Genomic DNA, 19,288 nt, shown 5'->3' on the forward strand with positions numbered 1-19,288 from the left:
GAAGACTGTAGGCCTTAATGTCTGTAGGGCTTCACAGGAGTTCGAGAATGACCCAGCCGCTCTTTTCTCTTGCGAGCATCTTGTGCTTCGCCCTGCACCTCGTAGTAAATCTACGGAGGGCGGCCTCTAAAGTCTTGTCCGGCACCTTGTCATCTGTCTCAAACAGCTTCTTACAGAATTCGTCTCGCCTCATCGTGAGCGAGTTGCTGCTGAAGAGGATGGTTAGAACGTCCAAGGACTGTTTTGATAGGTCTCCGTTGACGGTACGCCCATTTCGCCAGAATACCCCGCTGTCATCGAAGCCGTCCTGCTGCGGGCCGGCATTCTTAGGGACCTCAGCGACTTGTGTTGGCTTTGTTTCCGCGTGATCTAAGAGAAATCCTGCCGCATCCTTCATAACTCTAAGCGGATATCCTTCTAACCGGCAAAAAGGCGGAGAGTCAAAAGCAAACCTGGAACCAACGTAAGTGATCCAAATGGGGTGCTGTCTTAATCCCACCACATTTATTGCGGAATGTTCGAAGCCTCCTCCTTGATTGTGAGCAGCAGCACACCACCACAACAGCCTTGCCCCCAAAACGAGGGGGTGCCCCAATTGGTTCTGATAAGCGACGAGACGAAACGACTCCGCAGGGGGAACTGCTGGCGTCAGAAACGGTAGGTTTGTTTGATGTTCGATTTCACCGGAAGGTGGCAAGTCCGCGAGCCGCCCCAGACGCTGCAATTCGCCAGCTTCCTTCAAGTGAGTTACGAACTGATAGGCTAACCCCGTTAGCAAAGAAAAACGGTCGGCGTTCTGATCTGCACCTCGTACACACATTTCCCGTGCGACGAACGCGTCCTCTTCAGCTTCGTTGAGCGGCTGGTACTGTAGCCGATTGTAGTCTTCTATCAGTCTCCGTATTTCAATTGGGTCGATGTCGGCAAGAGAAAAGACGCACGAAAATGAAGATGCCTCCGCATTAGCCATTTGTTGGTATTCGTCTGTCCACTCAAACCTTCGAAGAGCGTTACAGGCGGTCCTTGGCGTGCCCTTTGTCAGGTCTGACGAGAAGCCTTGCGACATTGGAATGGTCAATCCGAAGAGGTGCGATCAAGAGGACGATGAGTGATACATCAGTTCTACATTCTTCTCCTGATTTGGGCGACAGGTTACGATCCGGCTACTGGCTCGACGCTTTGTTTCTCGGAGCTTCGGAGCGGCAACCAACGACAAGGACGGGTCAGTGCAGACTCAAAATCCAGTGCCCGCAAGGGCGTGCCGGTTCAAGTCCGGCCTCCGGTACTATCTTGGCTTCAACGACTTACGTCGATTCTCATCGCTCGTTTCAGCCGACTCTTTTTCGGCTGATATACCCGAAGTTATACCTGCGACGCGCCACAGCTCATCAGCCGTCGCCTCCGCGTTGAGGCCGACGTAATATTTCATCGTCGTGGCGATCTCCGTGTGCCGCATTAGCTCCTTCAGCACCGGCGGCATGACGCGGCGGGACCAGCGGAAACCGAAGCTGCGGCGTAGGTCGTGGGCGCTCGCGAACTTCTTCACGGTCTCCGGCTTGCCGTCCTTTCCCCGCCTCACACGCTGGTTGACGATGACGCCGGCGGCCTCGCCGATCTCCGTGACGAGGGGGCCGATCGCGTTGCGGCTCGGGCTGTAGGGCAGGGCGGACTTGTCGAGCGGCGCGAAGACGCGTCCTCGGCGGTTCTCGACGGGAACCTCTTCGAGCAGCTGGGCGAACTCCGGCGCCATCGGCAGCAGCCGGTGGGTGTTTCCCTTCTCACTCTCCGCCGGAATCCGCAGCATCGGCCGACGGCCGCTGAAGTCGACGACCATGGCGCCGGGTGCGTCATCCCAGCGAAGCTCGATCGATTCCTGCAGCCGCAGCCCCGACGCCCACAGGCCGCGGAGGTAGAACTTCCACGACGACGACGCGGCCTCACCGACCACATTGGCGACGGCGTCGAGCATCCGCTCGTACTCTTCCCCAGCCAACGGGCGCCCACGCATCCCTTTCGCTTGCTTCGGCATGCTCACCTCGGGGAGTTTCAACAACAGCCCCTCACGGTGAGCCCACCGCATGGCGACCATCAACGCGCGGAGATGCCTGGCGATCGTCGCCGGCGAGCTCACCTGAGCCCGCAGATCGGTAACGAACGCCGTCAGGTTCGTCGTGGTGACCTCGACCAGCTTCACCGGACGACGGAGCCGCTCGAAGACGTTGAGCGTGGCGTCGTATGTCGTCGCCGTGCTCGGCTTCAGCCCGTCGAGGACATCGCGGCTATACTGCTCGCGGAACTCCTCCCACGTGACGCGTGAGGGCTTTTGGTAGCGGCCCTCGCGCAGCTCCGCCTCCCACTTCGCCGCAGCACGCTCGGCGTCGCGTTTCTTTGGGGTGCCCGTCGACCGCACCACCTGCCGGCCGGTCACCGGATCTCGATAGCGCATGATGAGGTTCGTCTGCGCGCTGTAGCGAACGACGTGCACTTTGATCTGATCAATCATCGAAATTGCTCCAGGGGGGGAGTAGTTACACCAGCTCAGGCGGCTGCGGGAGGAGGTGTGGGCCGAGCTTGCCGTCGTAGTGCCGATCGAAAACCTGCGGCGTGCGGTGCCCGAGGTGCTTCGTCCCAGCCCCAGGTTGAATCATTTCGACGTAGGTGCCGCTTGATCGCCGCACCCACTTGAATGACCCCTTGCCAATTCGCGACGCCCGCACCAATTTTTTGAAGTGACGGCCGAAGTAGGTGAGATCCATCGTCCAGGCAAGAGCGTCGTCGTACTGAATCGCCGCCAGCGCTGCCATCGTGCTTTCTCGAAAGCGGACGGAAACAATCTGGCGGGTCTTATTCTGAACCACCCGCAGCGCACCGTCTTCGCGGATCGCCGATTTCCGAAGCCGAATGACGTCGCCTCGGCGAAGCCCGCTATCCCATGCGACCCGAATTGCGGCGGTCCAGTAGTCGCAGGCTCGGACGCCGTTCGAGTACTGCCTCTTGAGCTGTGCAGCTGCCGCCAGCAATCGCTGCACCTCTTCGGTCGTATAGCACTCGATCACCAGCGCGGGGCACTTCGGACGCCGCAGCCGGCGAAGTCGCGGGTAGGGCACGAGATCTTCGTCGGCCGCCGCGTTCCACAGCGAAATAATGTTGCTCAGCCTCGCTTTGATCGTGTAAGCGCTGAGCTTCTTGCCACCGTCCTGGCCATTCAGCGAAGCGGTGTACTCATTGACGGCGTCTTCCTGAAATAGACTTTCAATGTCCGCTTTCCCTTCGAATCTGGCCAGCTGCGTCATGTGAAGTCGCAGCAGCTGGGCATATAACGGGCACACCTCTCGCGACGCGAGGTAGCGATTCACGAACCAGATTGCCCCGTTGGGACCGCACAGATCGTGGTAGCTCTTCTTCTCCGCAGGCGAGCCGCGGCGAACGAAATTGCGGCGGTAGGGAGAATTCGACTTACGAACCTCGGTCGGTTTTGCAGGCTCCTTCAATCGCTCGCCGCCCTTGGCTGAGACGTTTCGAATTCTCGGAGCCTGCACGATCATGCCTCGGCTGAACGCCCAGTTCCAAAACGCCCGCAGGTAGTTCATGTACGTGTTGATGGTCTTGCGCTGGAGCGATTCCCCCTGCATTGCGACCACCCACGCCTCAAGCCGCTCATCGGTCAGATCCGCCAATCGCGCGGGGCGCCCGAGGTGCTTGCTGAATCTAGCGGCCGCCATCGCGTACTGACGCTTGGTTTCCTCGCTCGTGATCTTCTCCGCCACTGGGAAATACTCGTTGACGAAGAACCACTCGATGGTCCCCCTAACCTCCGAATCGGCGAGGGCTGGTCGCTCAGGAGCCGAACGGCTGGGCAACAGGGAAGGATCGGCGTATCTCACAACCGCCGCTAGGTTGTCGACGTTGAGGCGTACGGTCTTGGCCGCGTAGCCCTCGGCTTCAAGCCACTCCTCGAACGCGGCCAGCTTCGCCTCAGTGACATTAACCGGGCTCTGCTCGTAGCCTATGTGCCGCTGAAACTTCCTAGCGGCTTCGCGGTAATTCTGGATCGTCGACTGCGAATACTCGCCTAGCGGCTTCATCGCGTCGGAAATGACTTTGAGCAACGACCACCGGGCCATCGCCTCGTGATCTACTTTCACAAGCTCGCGAGCTTGTGCTCTGCGGACGGGAGTTGGGTTGTTTCTCATATGCGGCTCCCTTGGCGCCGCCGGCGAGAAGAGAGGGCGGTCCGGTTACCCCGACCGCCCTCGACAATCCGGCGACGCGCGTAAAAGACCGTAGGCCCGGTAATGCGGTTGGAAAGGTGAACAGGTCACCCGCGCGTGTCTTCGCTCCCCGCCTACGCGGATCGCAGCTACTACACGCGCCCACACTACCGGGCCTACGGTCTGATGTTGCAATCATCGAATTGTCCCTGTTACGGCTTTCCACGGCCGGTCAGCCGTCGAGGCTGACAACGATATTGTGACTCTGAGCGATCAAAATGCAAGATCGCTTGCAAATTAGAAGTTGAGCACGCTCCCTCGCTCACGGTCCCGTAGCAAGCGGTTAGTCTCTCTTTGCTCTTCGATCTGCTGATCGAGCCTGGCAAGCTGCGGGTCCTCTGCTCCCCTGCGGAGCTGCGCCCAACCTTCGACGGTGCGAGCGTCGAGGAACTTGTCTTTGCCAGACCGGCCCTCAACCGTCTTGCGATCTTCCTGCAACGCCTTCAGGCGATCATCGCCGGTCTGCAGTCGCTTGAGCGTGGCGAAATGCTTCTCCGCTTCGGCGCGTTGGCTTGGATCTTCGAGCGTCCGGAGCAACTCGTCGCGATCTTTTGCAATGCCGGTCTTACCGTAATCGCGAATGCGGAGTCGAAGTTTCTCCATCGCCTCCGCGTCCTTGCGCATGTTATCAGCGTGCTTTCGCTCTTCCTCTTGGCGCTTACGCTCGACTTCCCGCACTTTTTCCTTGCGGGCCTGCTCGGCGTTCGATTCGGCGTCTTTGCGCCGCTTCTCTTCAGCCTGAGCGGCGGCAAGGTCGCGACGTTCGGCTGCAAGCTGATTGGCCCGCACCTGACCGAACTTGCCAACGTCCTCCCAATACTTGACGTTAGTCTCCCCAAATCGAGCTACCTTTGCCTGTCGCTGAAGCTCGGCGACTTGCTTCTCGTACTCCTCCGATAGCTTCTCCGCTCGCTGCAACGCTTCGAGATCGAGTTTCGCAGCCTTCTCTTTCGCATCGTGCAGCTCCCGCTGCGCGTCGGCCGCCTTCAAGCTCTCCTCGGAGTACTCTCGCATCTTCATCGTGATGAACCCCATAGGGCCGGTGGATTTCACGATGCTCTGGAAGAGTGGTGACTCGTTGAGCTGAATCAAGTTATTAATGCCTTCAGTGATCGCCGGCGCGAACGCCACCGCCATGCGATTGAAAGCCCCCTCGGCCATCAACCCAAGCTTGTCGATCGCGTCTTTAGCTTGGCCGATCCGCTCAAGATCTTCCTTACCAACGACAATGCCGAAGCGATCCGCCTCCTTCATGAACTTGGCAATGCCGTCGCCGCCAAGCCGCAGGGTCTCAACCAGCTCCAATCCTTGATTACCGAAGAGCTTGAACGCGACTCGCGCTTGATCCGCCGGGTTCTCGATCATGGAGATGCGGTCGGCGATCGTTGAAAACTTGTCTTCTACCGCGAGCCCGTTCAACTCCGTCGCGTTGATTCCTAGGTAGCTGAGGGCTCCAGCGGCCTTGCCGGTTCCAACCGCCGCTTCTGAAACGCGCCGATTCATCTGCGCGAGTGCCGCATTCATCGTTTCGAACTCGGCACCGTTCATCTTCGCGGCGTAGCCGAGCCGTGCGAGCTGGGCGGGATCAATGCCGATCTGACTCGACTTGTCATTCAGCCGATCAAGGCGTTCCATCGCCGCTCCGATCCCGTGCGCCACTGCAGTGACAGTCGCGATCGAGGCGGCGGCGGCCAGAGCGGAAGTAGCCATCGAAGCTAGTTTCGATGGCATGATCGAAACGCGATCGTTGGCACGATCAATCGCCGGCGGAAGCGTCTGCAGCGAGTTCCGCATCTCGGCAATGCCGTTGCGGAACTCGCCGATATCGGCGGCACAGGTGACGCTCAGGCGGCCGACTGACATAGTCTAACCCAACTTTGTGGTGAGCTTCGAATTAGGCGGCTGACGGCGAGACGGCGGTGGCCACTTTGACGGTGGAACTCGCCGAGTTAATCGGCACGCTGCGGGCGCCGTACTGCTTGTACGTCGCACCCGCGATCACTGCGTTCTGAGTCGCACGATCGACGTGGACGCGAACGTATCGCTTGGTGGGGCGGAAGAGATCGAGAGCAAGCACCTTGCCGTCATCGTCATCAGCGACGGTGATCGAGGGGCCGGCGAGCGTTTCCGCGCCCGACATATCCGACGCGTTGCTCTGCTGCATGACGACGCCTGTCACGGCACCGGCGGTGATTACTCCGAGCGTGACTTCAACGAGCACGCCTTCGAAGCCCGCCATGTCGAGCGTTGCGCCTTCAATGTCAGTCTGACCCGCGACGCCGGCGGTCGGGGTGATCGCCTGGGTCACTTTGACCTGGCTCAGGAGTTCTTTTGTACTCATGTTTGCCTTTCAGAAATAATCGTTGCCTAGCCCGGGGGCCAAGGAACCCCCGAACTAAGCAACGACGGAGACCCCGCTACGAGCGGGACGACGTGAATTACTACGGCGTGATGCCGGTGATTTTGCAGAACGATTCCGGATGAAAACAACCGGTATCCATTCGAAGGTGGGCGACAAACGCGATCTCGTGCGTCTTCGCGTAGAGTTCCTTCAAGACTTCGATCGTCAGCTCGGCACGCATTCCGAACACGAAGTCCGGGAAATGGCCGAGCACAATCGTCGACTCGTTAGCACCGCCGCCGGCGTTGGTCGGGACGCCGCTGCTGGCGAGGAAGTCAAGATTCTCAATCGCCTTCGGCCGCTGTAGCGGTTGATTCGTCGTATCGGTCAGGCCCGCGTAAGTCCGCCACTCGCGATTGCTCATGATCGCCGCAGTCGGATCTGGAGCGTTGTCATCGAGCAGCAGCTTATAGGCGTCGAGCATCTCCGAGTAGTTCGTGATCTGCCCCGCCGTCGGAATGACGTTGATTCCAGGATCGTTAGCAACACCGAGTGGTTCCGCAGCGGCACCAGACCCAAGCATTCCGACTCGATCGATCTCTGCGGCAAACGCCTCAGTTAGCGATCGCTCGACGGCGCGGCCGATCATCTGGCTATCCTGCAGCAACTCGCGTGAAACGCGGACGATGACCGCCAGGGACCGGGGCGTCATCGTGATCGCCCCGAAGGTCGGGCCGCTCTCGGTGATGTCCTTCAATTCCTGCCGCCATGACGCGGTCGCATCGCCGGTGAGCTTAGCGAACGTGTTGTCGCCGCTGCCGAGAGGGACGATCGCTGCCCCCGCTTCGAACATCCGCGTGCGGACGCGGAACTTATCAATGAAGTCGCCAGCGAGGATGGTTGGCACGGTGTATCCGCCGCCGGTCGACGAGCCGCCGGAGAGTGCCGCCCGTTCGACGCTACTCGTTGGGCCAATCAGTGCAGCACGAATGCAGCCGCCCAGGGTGAGACCATCTTTCTGAAGCTGCTCGCCGTGCGAGTACTCGCTATCGTTGCCGTGCTGCTCACGCACGACGTTCGCAAACGACTCACCTTTGCCGAGGGCACGGATAATTTTCCCGTGCTCGTCGACGACCTGGTAGCCCTTGGGCTTTGGGCCGGCCGGAACTTGGCCCGACTGAATGGCGGCCGCTAGTAGATCGGCTGCACTGATGCCGCCACGTTCCGGAGCCGAGCAAAATGCGGCGAACTCGTGCTCAGCCTTCGGCACGTTCTCGCCGGTCGCGCCGTTGTAGGCGTCGATGTAAGCCTCGATCTGCGACTGCTCGGCGGCAGTTGGGTCTCGCCCCTCGGCTTTGATCTTCTCGTTCAGTTGCCGAGCCTTCCCAATCGTCGCCTCTTTAAGGCCCTTGAGCGTCGGGGTTCGCATTATTCAGGTTCCTTCTGTGATCGCCGGCGGTGTCGCCCGGCTCAGTTGAGGGTGAGTCGAGCCGCGGCGGCCGCCGAGATCGACGCGGTTAGCTGCTTGGAGAACTCACGAGCCGTTGCAGTTGCCGCGGCAAACGCGAACGCCGGTGCCGTGGTGAGCGCTTCGGCGATATCCTGTGCGGACCAATCCGACGGGACTGCGTCGGCCACCGGAGCACGCCCCGTAAGTCGCCGAATCATTTCCTCCTGCAGGATGTCTGATGCGAAGGCACCGAGGGCGTTGGCGTTATCCCACACGTTCATCGCGACGCCATGCATCGTGTCGAGGTCGGCGTCGGTCAGGTGGGCGAGGGTGATTCGGTTCGTAAGCATGGTTTTGTTCTCCTGCGAGATTTCTACTCCGCGGCGACGACGGCGAGATCCACCCTGTTGTGTGGCACCACACTTAGCGGGAAAGATTTTTACCACCTCTTCGACGCGGCGAATCAACGCTCGATCGCGGGCGCCACACTTGTCGCACTGGCGGTTTCGGTCGATGAGCGCCGCGCCTCGCTTGCGGCTGTGCGTTGTCTTCATCATGCCGATCGAGCACGCGGCGCAGTCCGGGGGAGTGCTCATCGCTTGGGGCTCCGCGGCTTGCGTGGAGCGGTCGTAACTTCAACAGGCTCAACGCGATTACAGAAGCTGCAGACGAAATCCTGCAGTGTTTTGCCGCCCGCGCGGCGCTTTTTCGCCGGCTCCATGCTGCCGTTGAGGCACTGATTGCACTGACGCCGTGGCTCCATTTTCAAGCAAACCTCCATTTTATGACAAAAAATGCGTACGCCTGGGGAAGCGGTAGCGGAAACGCGCGCTGGCAATAATTCCGACCCGCCCTGCCACTTTGGCACGTCGGACCCAACGGACACGGCCTCACCTCAGCGGGATAATCTCTCTGCCATACCGATCCAGCGGATAGCCGTTCGGGCCTCTCTTACCAGAATCCAAGACCGATCGGCCGGTGCCGGTGCCCGACATGTTCAGCCTGACTCTTTGGGTAAAAGCGGCGTCGAAGTTCCAGCCCTTGTAGCCGTTGCTCATTGCAGCCTCGAATGCCCCGATCACGGCTGGTAAACCGTGGGTTTTTGCACGACGCTCCGCTTGAGTGATCAGCGAACTCAGTCCGCGGGCCTGGTAGCCGCGACCCTTGTATGCCTTCCATCGCTCAAGCACGGCTCGGAAATCATTGGTGTCAAGAATCGAAGGCAGGACAGCCACGGCGGGGGGTTCTAAGGGGGTATTCCCCTTAGTATCTTCTGTTCTCTTCTGTTCTTTAGGTAACTCCTCACTAACGCTGCGAGCGTTAGTGTCTGCGTTACCTAACGCGTTAGTTTTCTGCTTGTGAACAGCAACTCGCTTCGCCGTAAGTAGCCGCTTCTTAGCACCTTGCGAGTTGAAGCGGTCGAACTTCGGGAACACCAGGGCGCCGCCTTCGCAAGACAGCCACCCGGCCGCTGCCATGGCTTCTGCGAATCCGTCGCTCTGTAGGTAACGATTCGCCCACGCATAGGTAACGCCCGGAGCGTTACCATCAGTGGTGTGCCGATTTGCCCAGCTCCACAGCCGATGAAGGCGGCCGACGACGGCGAACTCATCGAGCCCAGATGCCGTGGCGATCGAGATCACCTCGGGCTCGTTAGCTAGGTCGCATCGAATTGCAATCCAGTCACCGGCCACGGCCTACCCTCCTGCCTACCGAGTTGCCGAGAGGGTCGCGAGGGCTTCGATGTAGGGGATGCCGTCGCTGCCGCGGACAAACTTCCGGCGGCCGACGTCGATCGTCGGGAGGTGAATACCAGCCAATCGGCCCTCACGCATGCGGGTCGAGCCGATGCCGCTGGCCTCCTGGAAAGCGCGGAGCGGGTAGAGCCGCTCGGGGCAGATGGCGGCAAGTCGCCGCGGGGATTGAGTTGCCATGATTTCCTCGCAGTGGTGTCGCAGCTAATGTGCTGCTAACGGTCAACTGGGAGGATTAGACGGGGGAGTTCGCTCGAGAAAAACGCCACGATGAGCCATGGCTCATCGTGGCTCATCGTTACTTCGCTTTCGGCTGATTACCTGAATGTTGTGACGCTGGCAGTATCGCTTGATCGCTTTACTGACGCTCTGCTCGTTCTCTGGGGCATCCCACTCCTGGTGGTCCCTCCGAAGCTCCGTGAGTATCTCGTTATTCGTCAACCCGCCCAGTCTCTTCTGGTGCATCCACTCGTCGCGGGCCTCGTTAATCGAATAAATGGCCACCGCACCGCGGCCGCGCAACCCTATTAGCATTTGCTGCCCGGCCGCGTGCCAAACCGAGGAAGCGGCGACGAACTTTCTCCAATCATCCGAGTAGAGATCCGGCCTCTCGCACGCACACCTCTGCAGCCATTCCCACAGTGTTTGCAGCTTCCATCTCACGGCGTTAGAACAGTCCAACCCAGGGATTGCTCCACTGTTCAACCTGACGCTCAATCGTTCGATTGCCCCGCAGTACTCCGTCCATGCCGCGCTGTACGCGTCGTCGGCAGCGATAGGAACCGCAAGACGTGTTTCTGGGTCCGCCAGTCGCGACATCGCCCAGAGTAGGACGTCGAGGTCGTCGATTACGCCAGGAATGCTCACTTGAACGAGCATGCGAAGTCCTCCAGCCCAACCTGCCGCCCGCGGCCAACGCTGGAGGGCGTGTGGCGCCGCGGGCGAGCAACGGGGCTCATGACTTCCCCTAGTTGGTTCGATATACCCAAAACTATACGTGGCCGCGGCACGAGCACGCGGGCCGCAGAGTCAGCGACTCCATTTATACCGACAAGAAAAGCTAACTGCGACTGAACAGATTGGATCGAGAAAACTCAAAATCCAGTGCCCGCAAGGGCGTGCCGGTTCAAGTCCGGCCTCCGGTACTCAAGACGCCGTAAGTACTTACGGCGTTTTTTTGTGCGCCGAGTTTGCCGCCCAAGTTGGGTCACATTCCGCAAACACGCCACGGCCCAGCAGTAGGCCGCTCTTAGGCAAGTAGGCACGGGCAGTTACCCCGCCTCGGCGTTCACTCCTTGAGCCGCGTTGCCGATTGGAGAGGGCGGGTTCTTGAGATCGCTGTAGCCAGCGCGACGAGGGCGAGGGATAGCGAGGCCGATTCAGGGATGGACTGAGCGACAGGCACAGCGGGCGGGATGGCTCCGAACTGGCTTTTCCAGATGACGAGGTCGAGAAAGTTGACAGCGCCGTCGCGGTTGGCGTCGCCGTTGGTGATCGACGCGCCGCTTGCCGTTCCCAGGCCTCGTTGCAGGGCGAGGAAGTCTTTGCCATCGACGGCGCGATCCTGGTTGAAGTCGGCGGAGGGGTTGATGTTCAGCTTGAAGTCGTCGATCGCGAGCCCGTCGTTGGTTCCGCCGATGTTGGCGTTCGCTAGCCAACGGATGTAAAAGACGCCGCCCGCGGGGATACCGCCGGGAGGAATGACGGCGATCGGCGCGGTCGTGGTGCGGTTGGCGGCGAGGTTGCCATCCTTCGCGCCGGCGGGCGCCGTGTTGTTGGGAGAAACGAAGTCGAGCGTGTTGACCGCGGTCCAAACGACGCCGGGCCCTTGGTCCACGATTGACGTGGCGTTCGCGCTGAACTCAAAGTCGAGGCGATCGACGATGGCGTCCGCCGCGCCGAGGCGCCACATTTCACCAGTGTAAGCGATGGTGAAGGAAGTGATCACGAGGCCGGTGTTGTTGAGGAAGCAAGCGCCGAGGGTCGCGTTGACGGTTCCCGAAGTGAGTTCGCCGAAGGCTCGATCGCTGTTTCCCGACGCACCGTAGCTATAAGTGTTGCCGGTGGAAAGCGCACCGTTGTCGGCAGTATAAGTGAGCGTGCCGCCGGTTCCGGCTTCGCTGAACGCCCAGCCTTGGGGAAGCGAGTTGGAATTGTTTGCCGTACCCGACGCGGGCAGCGTATTGAAGTCTTGGAGGTAGGAGGGGCCGGTGAGGAACACGCAAAGTTGCGCATTGGCCGTATTGCGCGAAACGGCAAGCGCGGCGAGGACAAGTAGAAGCTCGACGACGCGGGGTCGCCGTAAGATGGTGGCGCTCATGGGTGCAACGTTGAGAAGTAGGCAGTGCGGAGCAGCGACGCAGCAGGCGACGTTTACTATAGAGAGCCTAGGGATTGGGTTCAATTAATTCGCAGGAGCGGGGGAGCAATCGCCCCACGAAGAGGCCGTTTTTCGGTCGCTGCGACTGAAGGCGTTGCCTTCGGCTGGCTTGAAGTCGTTGGCGTTCGCCCTGTGAATGGCCTCGACGTATACGCATTGTTCATCGCCCAGAGTCACACTCGCCGCGACGTGTCGCACTGTGAGAATTGGCAGATGCTTCGCAATATTCGACCAATTGATCGCAGTTTGTCGGCGAAGGAAACTCGCGGCGCTGCGTTAAGGAATTTCCCGCGACAATTACGATCAGTCGCTGCAAACGCTTATCTATCGCGGAGCGGCGTAACGATTCAGCACAATTTTGCATAGAAACTTCGGGGACTAAATTGAGTTTCTTGCCACAGTGATACAGCGCGCGACGCTTATGGTCGCTGAGATTCGCCTTTTTTTTCCGAGCGATTCGCTGGTTGGCTGAGCGGCTTCGCAGAGTTGCCGCGGCTTGGAGGGCGCGAGCCGTCGCCTGGAGGTGTAGTTTCCCAGCCCTTCAACTGCGATTGCTCACGTTACAATAAAGACTTCTCCTTAAAAGACGCCGCATCGAGGGTTCAAAGCCGCGCGGCTCCAACTTTTCCACCGCCGATGATTCGATTGAGATCGCGCCGATGGCGCGAGGCTCGCAGGCAGGCAAGCATATTGTTCATGAGATTGCATGGCTCACGTATCGTCCTGATCGCAACGCTGGCGGCAAGCGTCTGTGTGCTTTCGGCTTCGCCAGTGTGGGCGGCCGTCGACTTTGCTCGTGAGATCCAGCCGATCCTGGAGATGTACTGCGTCTCGTGCCATTCGGGGGATCACACCGACGGCGAAATTGATTTGTCGACGATCGAGAAGGTCCGCGGCAGCGAGGGATTGCTCGTGCCGGGCAAGCCGGAAGAGAGTTCGCTCTATACTTTAGTAGCCGTCGAGAAGGACGCCCCGCAGCTCATGCCGCCGGCTGACCAAGGGGGGCCGCTGAAGACCGAATCGATCGACTTGCTCAAAACTTGGATCGCCGAAGGAGCAACTTGGCCGGAGGGCGTGACGCTCAAGGTTCGGCCGAAGCCGCCGGCAGAGATTCCGTCGCCGGATGATATGGAATTGGTGAAGCGGATCCACGCGAAGATCGTCGCGCAAGCGCAGGCCGATGGCGACGGCGCGATGGAGAGCTACGAAGCGGAAGTGCCGGAGACGGCCGCTCCCTACGCGATGGTTGCCGTCGCGGGGGGCAAATTCGTGATGGGAAGCCCCGCCGACGAAGCCGGCCGTGGCGAAGAGGAAGGTCCGCAGGTTGAAGTGGAGATCGCGCCGTTCTGGATCGGCAAGCATGAGGTCACCTGGGACGAATACGAGCCGTTTATGATCACTGGGATCGAACGGCTGAAGAACGGCATGCGTAAGGATTTTGACCCTGCCGTTCATACTGACGTCGATGCCGTGAGCCAGCCGACGACTCCGTACGTCGAAATGAGCTTCGGGATGGGTCAGTATGGCTACCCGGCGATCAGCATGACGCAGCATGGGGCGAATAAGTATTGTCAGTGGCTGAGCGCTCAGACCGGGCACTTTTACCGATTGCCGACGGAAGCTGAGTGGGAGTATGCGTGTCGCGCCGGCACAAAGACCGCGTATTCATTCGGCGACGATCCGGCGGTGCTCGACAACTACGCCTGGCACGCCGGCAACAGCGAAGAGAAATATCAACTCGTCGGACAGAAGGAACCAAATCCGTGGGGCCTCTACGACATGCACGGCAATGTCGCGGAATGGACCGCGGACCAGTTTGATCCGAACTACTTCAAACAACTTAAGCCAGGCGCCGCGAACCCATTCGTGAAGCCGACGACGCTTTACCCGCGCAGTGCTCGCGGCGGCGGTTGGGCCGATGGGCCGGAGCGGCTGCGTGCGGCTGCGCGGCTTGGCTCGGAAGCGGACTGGCAAGAACAAGACCCGCAGTTGCCTAAAAGCCAATGGTATCTCACCGACGCCCCGTGGCTCGGTTTTCGTCTCGTGCGCCCGAAGGAAATTCCTTCGGCTGAGGAAATGTATTTCTACTGGAATAGCTCGTCCAACAAGCGGTGATTCGCGGCGGCGCCCGATGACACCCCACCGCTTCAAACCCAGGTAGGAGCCCAACATGCCACTTCCCGAACTCCCCGCTGATCGTCGCCACTTCATCAAAGTTGCCGGGGCCGTCTCGGCGCTCGGCGCGCTGCGTGCTCCGCACGTGTTTGCACAGGCGGGGGCGAACCATCAGTTTCAGGTGGCGCTGGTTGGCGCCGGCGGACGCGGCACCGGCGCTGCGGTTGATGCGCTGACGGCTTCGGGTTACCCGATCAAGTTGGTCGCGGTCGCCGACGTCTTCAAGCAGAAGGCTGACGAAAGCCTCAACGCCCTGCGGCAACAATTTGCAAATAAGCCGGAGTTGATCGACGTTCCCGAAGAGCGCTGCTTCATCGGCTTCGATGCCTACAAAAACGCGATCGACGCGCTCCGCCCCGGCGACATTGCGATCTTCGCGACGCCGCTGGCGTTCCGCTGGGTGCATTACCAGTACGCCATCGACAAGGGCGTCCATGTCTTCATGGAGAAGCCGCTCGTTTCCGACGGCCCGACCGGCAAGCGGATGCTGGAGTTGGCGAAGAAAGCCGATGAGAAGAATCTGAAGACGGCGGTCGGGCTGATGGTTCGCCACTGCCGCGCCCGTCAGGAACTCCACCAACGGATTCAGGATGGCGAGATTGGCGATCTCGTCGCCATGCGGGCGTATCGGATGCACGGCCCCGTGGGAACGTGCTTCAGCAACGCGAAGCCGGCCGAACGGGATGAACTCGAATGGCAGGTGCAAAACTTCCACAGCTTCCTGTGGGCGAGCGGCGGGTTGTTCAGCGATTTCTACATTCACCAGATCGACGAAGTCTGCTGGATGAAGAACAAGTGGCCGGTGAAGGCCCAAGCACTCGGCGGCCGCCACTACCGCGGCGACGCGGTCGATCAGAACTTCGACACGTACGCCGTTGAGTACACGTTCGATGACGGCACGTCGTTCTTCTTCGACGGCCGCACGATGCTTGGCTGTCGCAACGATATGTCGAGCGTGGTGCTCGGCAGCAAGGGCTCGGCGATCGTTAGCGCGTCGGGCCATCACCCCGGCAAGTGCAAGACGTTCAAGGGGCACAAGCTTGATCGCGACAGCACGGTGTGGGCGTACCCGCAGCCCGAAGCGAATCCTTACCAGTTGGAATGGCAGGATTTCATCGACGCGATCGTCCACGACACGCCATACAACGAAGTGCCGCGCGGCATTGAAGCGAGCTTGGTGACGAGCATGGGTCGCATGGCGGCTCACACGGGGCAGGAGGTCACTTACGATCAAATGCTCAACTGCAAGCACGAAATGGCGCCGGGCGTGGCGGACTTCGCGCAAACAAAGGAAGCGCCGCTGACTCCGGACGATCAAGGCCGGTACCCAGTGCCGAACCCTGGGAAAATTCGCGGCCGCGAGTATTCCGATAAGGCGTAACGACTGCACTCGCGCTCGTTCCGATCGAGCGATGCGCGGGCGATACGATTGAACGACGAAGCGGCGTCTCTTCCAGCGAGAGACGCCGCTTTTCTCTTTGGTTCAACGATGATGGCGCAGTCGCCGCGAGTTCTGAATCGGCCGGTTATGATTGCCGTCGTCGTTGGCTATAATGATTGACGGCCGCCACCTGCCGACGGGGATGCTCCGCGCCGGCACGCCTCACTCCGTGAGACGCCGACATGCTCTTTTCGTCTCGTCGCTGTTTTGAATCGCTCTGCTGCGCGGCTGCGTTCGCGCTGTGGTTGGGCCTGGGTGCGCTCGACGCCGTGGCAGACGAGGCGCGACCGCCGGTCGATTTCACCCGCGACGTGCGGCCAATCCTTGCGGCGAACTGCCTCCATTGCCACGGGCAAGATCCTTCGCACCGCGAGGCCGACCTGCGGCTCGACGTATTCGAAGCAGCAGGCAGCGATGGAGTTAGCGGCGCCGAATCGGTGATCGTGCGCGGCACGCCTGAGGAAAGCGAGCTAATCGCCCGCATCACGAGCGACGACGAATCGATGGTGATGCCGCCAGTCGATTCGGGCAAGAAGCTGAAGACTGAAGAGATTGAAATACTGCGCCGGTGGGTGGAGCAGGGGGCGGAGTTCAAGCCGCACTGGGCGTTCGTGGCGCCGGTGAAGCCGGCAGCGCCGGCGACGAGCGACGCGGCGTGGGTGAAGAACCCGATCGACGCCTTCGTTTTGGATCGGCTCGATCGCGAGAACCTCAAACCATCGCCAGCGGCTTCGCCGCAGACGTTGTTGCGGCGGTTGTCGCTCGACCTGACCGGGCTGCCGCCTACCCTGGAGGAACTCGCAGCGTTTGAAGCGGAACTGGCGACTGCCGAGGCCCTGGCCGGCAAGTCATCGGCCGACGCGGCGACGGCAAATGTGGCTAGCGCGTACGCACGGCAAGTCGATCGGCTGCTTGCCTCGCCGGCCTACGGCGAACGCTGGGCGCGACTGTGGCTCGATGCGGCTCGCTACGCGGACTCCGACGGGTTCGAGAAAGACAAGCCGCGATTTGTTTGGATGTACCGCGACTGGGTAATCGACGCCTTCAACGCCGACATGCCGTACGACCAGTTCGTCGTCGAGCAAGTCGCCGGCGATCTGCTACCCAACGCGACGCAAGATCAGCGCGTCGCGACGGGCTACTTGCGGAACTCGATGATCAATGAAGAGGGGGGCATCGACCCTGAGCAGTTCCGGATGGAGGCGATGTACGATCGAATTGACGCGATCGGCAAGGGGGTGCTTGGGCTAACGGTGCAGTGCGCTCAGTGCCACACGCACAAGTACGATCCGATCACGCATACCGACTATTACCGACTGTTTGCGTTTCTCAACAACTGCGACGAAGCACAAACCTCGGCTTACACCGATGGCGAGCTCGCCGAGTGGGCGGCGACGCGTGAACTAATCGATCGCTTGGAGAATCAGCTCAAAGCGGCAACGCCCGATTGGGAAGAAAAACTGGCGGCGTGGGAGGCGGGCGTTACCGATGACTCGTCGCAATGGAGCGTCGTGCGGCCGGAACTCGATGCCAGCGGCGGGCAGAAACACTACCTGCTGGAGGATGGCTCGGTGCTCGCGGCGGGTTATGCGCCGACGAAGCATGCGACCGAGTTTACCGTGACGCTCGACGCTGACGCGAAGGTTTCGGCGGTGCGGCTCGAATTGCTCAACGATCCCAACCTGCCGCATGGCGGGCCAGGCAGGTCGATTGACGGCATGTTCGGCCTTACCGAGATGCGCGTCGCGGCTAACTTCGCGGCAGAACCCAACAAGCGCGTCGAGCAGAAAATCGTTTCGGCAACAGCCGACGCCGATCCGCCCGGACGGCCGCTCGACGTGGCGTTCGACGATCAGAGTAAGCAGCGTCGCCTTACCGGACCGATTGAGTACGCCATCGACGGCGACAATCTCACCGCCTGGAGCGGCGACATTGGCCCGGGTCGCAGCAACGTGCCGCATCAGGCGGTCTTCGTGCTGGAGAAGCCGATTGACGCGAAGGCGGGAACGAAGCTGACGTTCACGCTCGTGCAGCAGCATGGGGGGTGGAATAGCGACGCCAATCAGAACAATAACCTGGGCCGGTTTCGCTTTGCCGTCACCGGCGCGGACGGCGCGAAGGCCGACGCGATCCCCGCCGCCGTACGGAAGATTCTCGCGATTCCCCTCGCTGAGCGCTCTGCTCACCAGGAAGCCGAGCTCTTCAGTTACTGGCGGACGACGGTCGCCGACTTCGCCGAAACGAACCGCCGGCTCGACGCCCTCTGGCAGAGCCATCCCCGCGGAACGACGCAGCTCGTTCTCGCCGAGCGCGAACAACTCCGCCCAACCCATCGGCTCGAACGGGGCAACTTCCTCCAACCGGCCGAAGCGGTGACGCCGGGCGTGCCGTCGTTCCTCCATCCGCTCGCCGCGGAGCGGCCAACGCGACTGGACTTTGCCCGCTGGCTCGTTGACCCAAAGTCGCCGACGGCCGCGCGGGCGGCGGTGAACAGGATTTGGCAAGCCTATTTTGGCAGCGGCCTGGTGACGACCGCCGAAGATCTCGGCACGCAGGGCGACCTGCCGACGCACCCCGAGCTGCTCGATTGGCTCGCCTGCGAGCTGATGGAGCATGGCTGGAGCCAGAAGCACGTCCACCAGCTGATCGTCAGCTCAGCGACTTATCAGCAAGCGGCCGCTGCGTCACCGGAACTTCTCGCCCGCGATCCGGCCAACCAATTGCTTGCCCGCGGCCCGCGGTATCGCGTCGACGCTGAGACGGTGCGCGACGTGTCGCTCGCCGTCAGCGGCTTGCTCACGCAGAAAATCGGCGGCCCGAGCGTCTACCCGCCGGCGCCGGAGTTTTTGTTTCAGCCGCCGACAAGTTACGGCCCAAAGATTTGGGACTACGACGCCGGCGCCGACAAGTATCGCCGTGCTCTCTACACCTTCCGCTACCGCAGCGTGCCATACCCGGCGTTCGAAAGCTTTGACGCTCCGCGCGGCGACGTCGCCTGCGTCCGGCGGCCACGCTCAAACACGCCGCTGCAGGCGCTCACGACGCTCAACGAATCACTTTACCTTGAGTGTGCGCGAGAACTTGCCCGACGGATCGTCGTGGAGGGAGGGCAGGGGGATGAGGAGCGGATTCGCTACGCGGTGCGCCGCTGTCTGTCGCGCTCGCCCGCGCCGGCAGAGTTGGCGACGCTCGCCAAATTCCTTGGCGAGCAGAAGCTGCGTTTTCAAGCCGACGGCGCCGATCCGGGGCAATTGCTGTCGGACGATGATAGCAAAAAACTGAAACCGCTGCCGGGCGACGCCGCTCCGGCCGACCTCGCCGCGTGGACGGCGCTCGCACGGGTGGTGCTGAACTTGGATGAGACGATAACCAAAGAGTAGTACAAACCACGAAGACTCGAAGAGACGAAGAACGCACAAAGGTTGGAACTGACCTCTTAAGGTCTTTGTGCTCTCCTTCGTGCTCATCGTGCCTTC

Annotated in this window: 14 protein-coding genes and 1 tRNA gene; 4 read left to right on the top strand and 11 right to left on the bottom strand. The window is 60.9% G+C overall.

Annotated features, from left to right (window positions below; translation table 11 throughout):
* Positions 1-31: 31 nt before the first annotated feature.
* Positions 32-1,066 (bottom strand): hypothetical protein, encoded by a 1,035-nt coding sequence (locus tag ACQY7R_RS10225; RefSeq protein ID WP_428305502.1) that lies wholly within the window; start codon positions 1,064-1,066, stop codon positions 32-34.
* A 119-nt stretch (positions 1,067-1,185) separates the two neighbouring features.
* Here ACQY7R_RS10225 and ACQY7R_RS10230 point away from each other — a divergent pair.
* Positions 1,186-1,285: transfer RNA gene (locus ACQY7R_RS10230), tRNA-Leu, on the top strand.
* On the opposite strand, the gene ACQY7R_RS10235 is transcribed toward ACQY7R_RS10230, so the two are convergent.
* The 10 genes from ACQY7R_RS10235 to ACQY7R_RS10280 form a co-directional block, all read right to left on the bottom strand.
* Positions 1,286-2,503, bottom strand: coding sequence for a tyrosine-type recombinase/integrase (locus tag ACQY7R_RS10235; RefSeq protein WP_428305503.1), 1,218 nt, complete (start codon positions 2,501-2,503; stop codon positions 1,286-1,288).
* 25 nt (positions 2,504-2,528) lie between these two features.
* On the bottom strand, positions 2,529-4,193 hold the full coding sequence (locus ACQY7R_RS10240; protein ID WP_428305504.1) for a phage integrase SAM-like domain-containing protein: 1,665 nt from the start codon (positions 4,191-4,193) through the stop codon (positions 2,529-2,531).
* 315 nt (positions 4,194-4,508) lie between these two features.
* Positions 4,509-6,134, bottom strand: coding sequence for a hypothetical protein (locus tag ACQY7R_RS10245; RefSeq protein ID WP_428305505.1), 1,626 nt, complete (start codon positions 6,132-6,134; stop codon positions 4,509-4,511).
* A gap of 31 nt (positions 6,135-6,165) precedes the next feature.
* Complete coding sequence (locus ACQY7R_RS10250; protein WP_428305506.1) at positions 6,166-6,612, bottom strand: hypothetical protein; 447 nt, start codon at positions 6,610-6,612, stop codon at positions 6,166-6,168.
* A 100-nt stretch (positions 6,613-6,712) separates the two neighbouring features.
* Positions 6,713-8,041, bottom strand: coding sequence for a phage major capsid protein (locus ACQY7R_RS10255; RefSeq protein WP_428305507.1), 1,329 nt, complete (start codon positions 8,039-8,041; stop codon positions 6,713-6,715).
* 41 nt (positions 8,042-8,082) lie between these two features.
* Positions 8,083-8,412 (bottom strand): hypothetical protein, encoded by a 330-nt coding sequence (locus ACQY7R_RS10260; RefSeq protein WP_428305508.1) that lies wholly within the window; start codon positions 8,410-8,412, stop codon positions 8,083-8,085.
* A 540-nt stretch (positions 8,413-8,952) separates the two neighbouring features.
* Positions 8,953-9,756 carry a hypothetical protein gene (locus ACQY7R_RS10265; RefSeq protein WP_428305509.1) on the bottom strand — a complete coding sequence of 268 codons (804 nt, stop codon included), beginning with the start codon at positions 9,754-9,756 and terminating at the stop codon, positions 8,953-8,955.
* Positions 9,757-9,771: 15 nt separating this feature from the next.
* The gene (locus tag ACQY7R_RS10270; RefSeq protein WP_428305510.1) at positions 9,772-9,996 is read right to left on the bottom strand and encodes a hypothetical protein; all 225 of its coding nucleotides are present in this window, start codon (positions 9,994-9,996) and stop codon (positions 9,772-9,774) included.
* A gap of 102 nt (positions 9,997-10,098) precedes the next feature.
* On the bottom strand, positions 10,099-10,695 hold the full coding sequence (locus ACQY7R_RS10275; RefSeq protein WP_428305511.1) for a hypothetical protein: 597 nt from the start codon (positions 10,693-10,695) through the stop codon (positions 10,099-10,101).
* A gap of 409 nt (positions 10,696-11,104) precedes the next feature.
* Entirely contained in the window at positions 11,105-12,136 is a 1,032-nt protein-coding gene (locus ACQY7R_RS10280) for a dockerin type I domain-containing protein (protein WP_428305512.1), read from the bottom strand.
* Between the two features lie 756 nt (positions 12,137-12,892).
* Here ACQY7R_RS10280 and ACQY7R_RS10285 point away from each other — a divergent pair.
* From ACQY7R_RS10285 to ACQY7R_RS10295, 3 genes are all read left to right on the top strand, one after another.
* The gene (locus ACQY7R_RS10285) at positions 12,893-14,311 is read left to right on the top strand and encodes an SUMF1/EgtB/PvdO family nonheme iron enzyme (RefSeq protein WP_428305513.1); all 1,419 of its coding nucleotides are present in this window, start codon (positions 12,893-12,895) and stop codon (positions 14,309-14,311) included.
* A gap of 55 nt (positions 14,312-14,366) precedes the next feature.
* On the top strand, positions 14,367-15,752 hold the full coding sequence (locus ACQY7R_RS10290) for a Gfo/Idh/MocA family protein (protein WP_428305514.1): 1,386 nt from the start codon (positions 14,367-14,369) through the stop codon (positions 15,750-15,752).
* 242 nt (positions 15,753-15,994) lie between these two features.
* Positions 15,995-19,192: a PSD1 and planctomycete cytochrome C domain-containing protein gene (locus ACQY7R_RS10295; RefSeq protein WP_428305515.1), complete on the top strand. Its 3,198-nt coding sequence runs from the start codon at positions 15,995-15,997 to the stop codon at positions 19,190-19,192.
* Positions 19,193-19,288 lie beyond the last annotated feature (96 nt).

The sequence above is a fragment of the Lacipirellula sp. genome, from assembly GCF_965279485.1.
In the GTDB taxonomy this organism is placed as follows: domain Bacteria; phylum Planctomycetota; class Planctomycetia; order Pirellulales; family Lacipirellulaceae; genus Lacipirellula.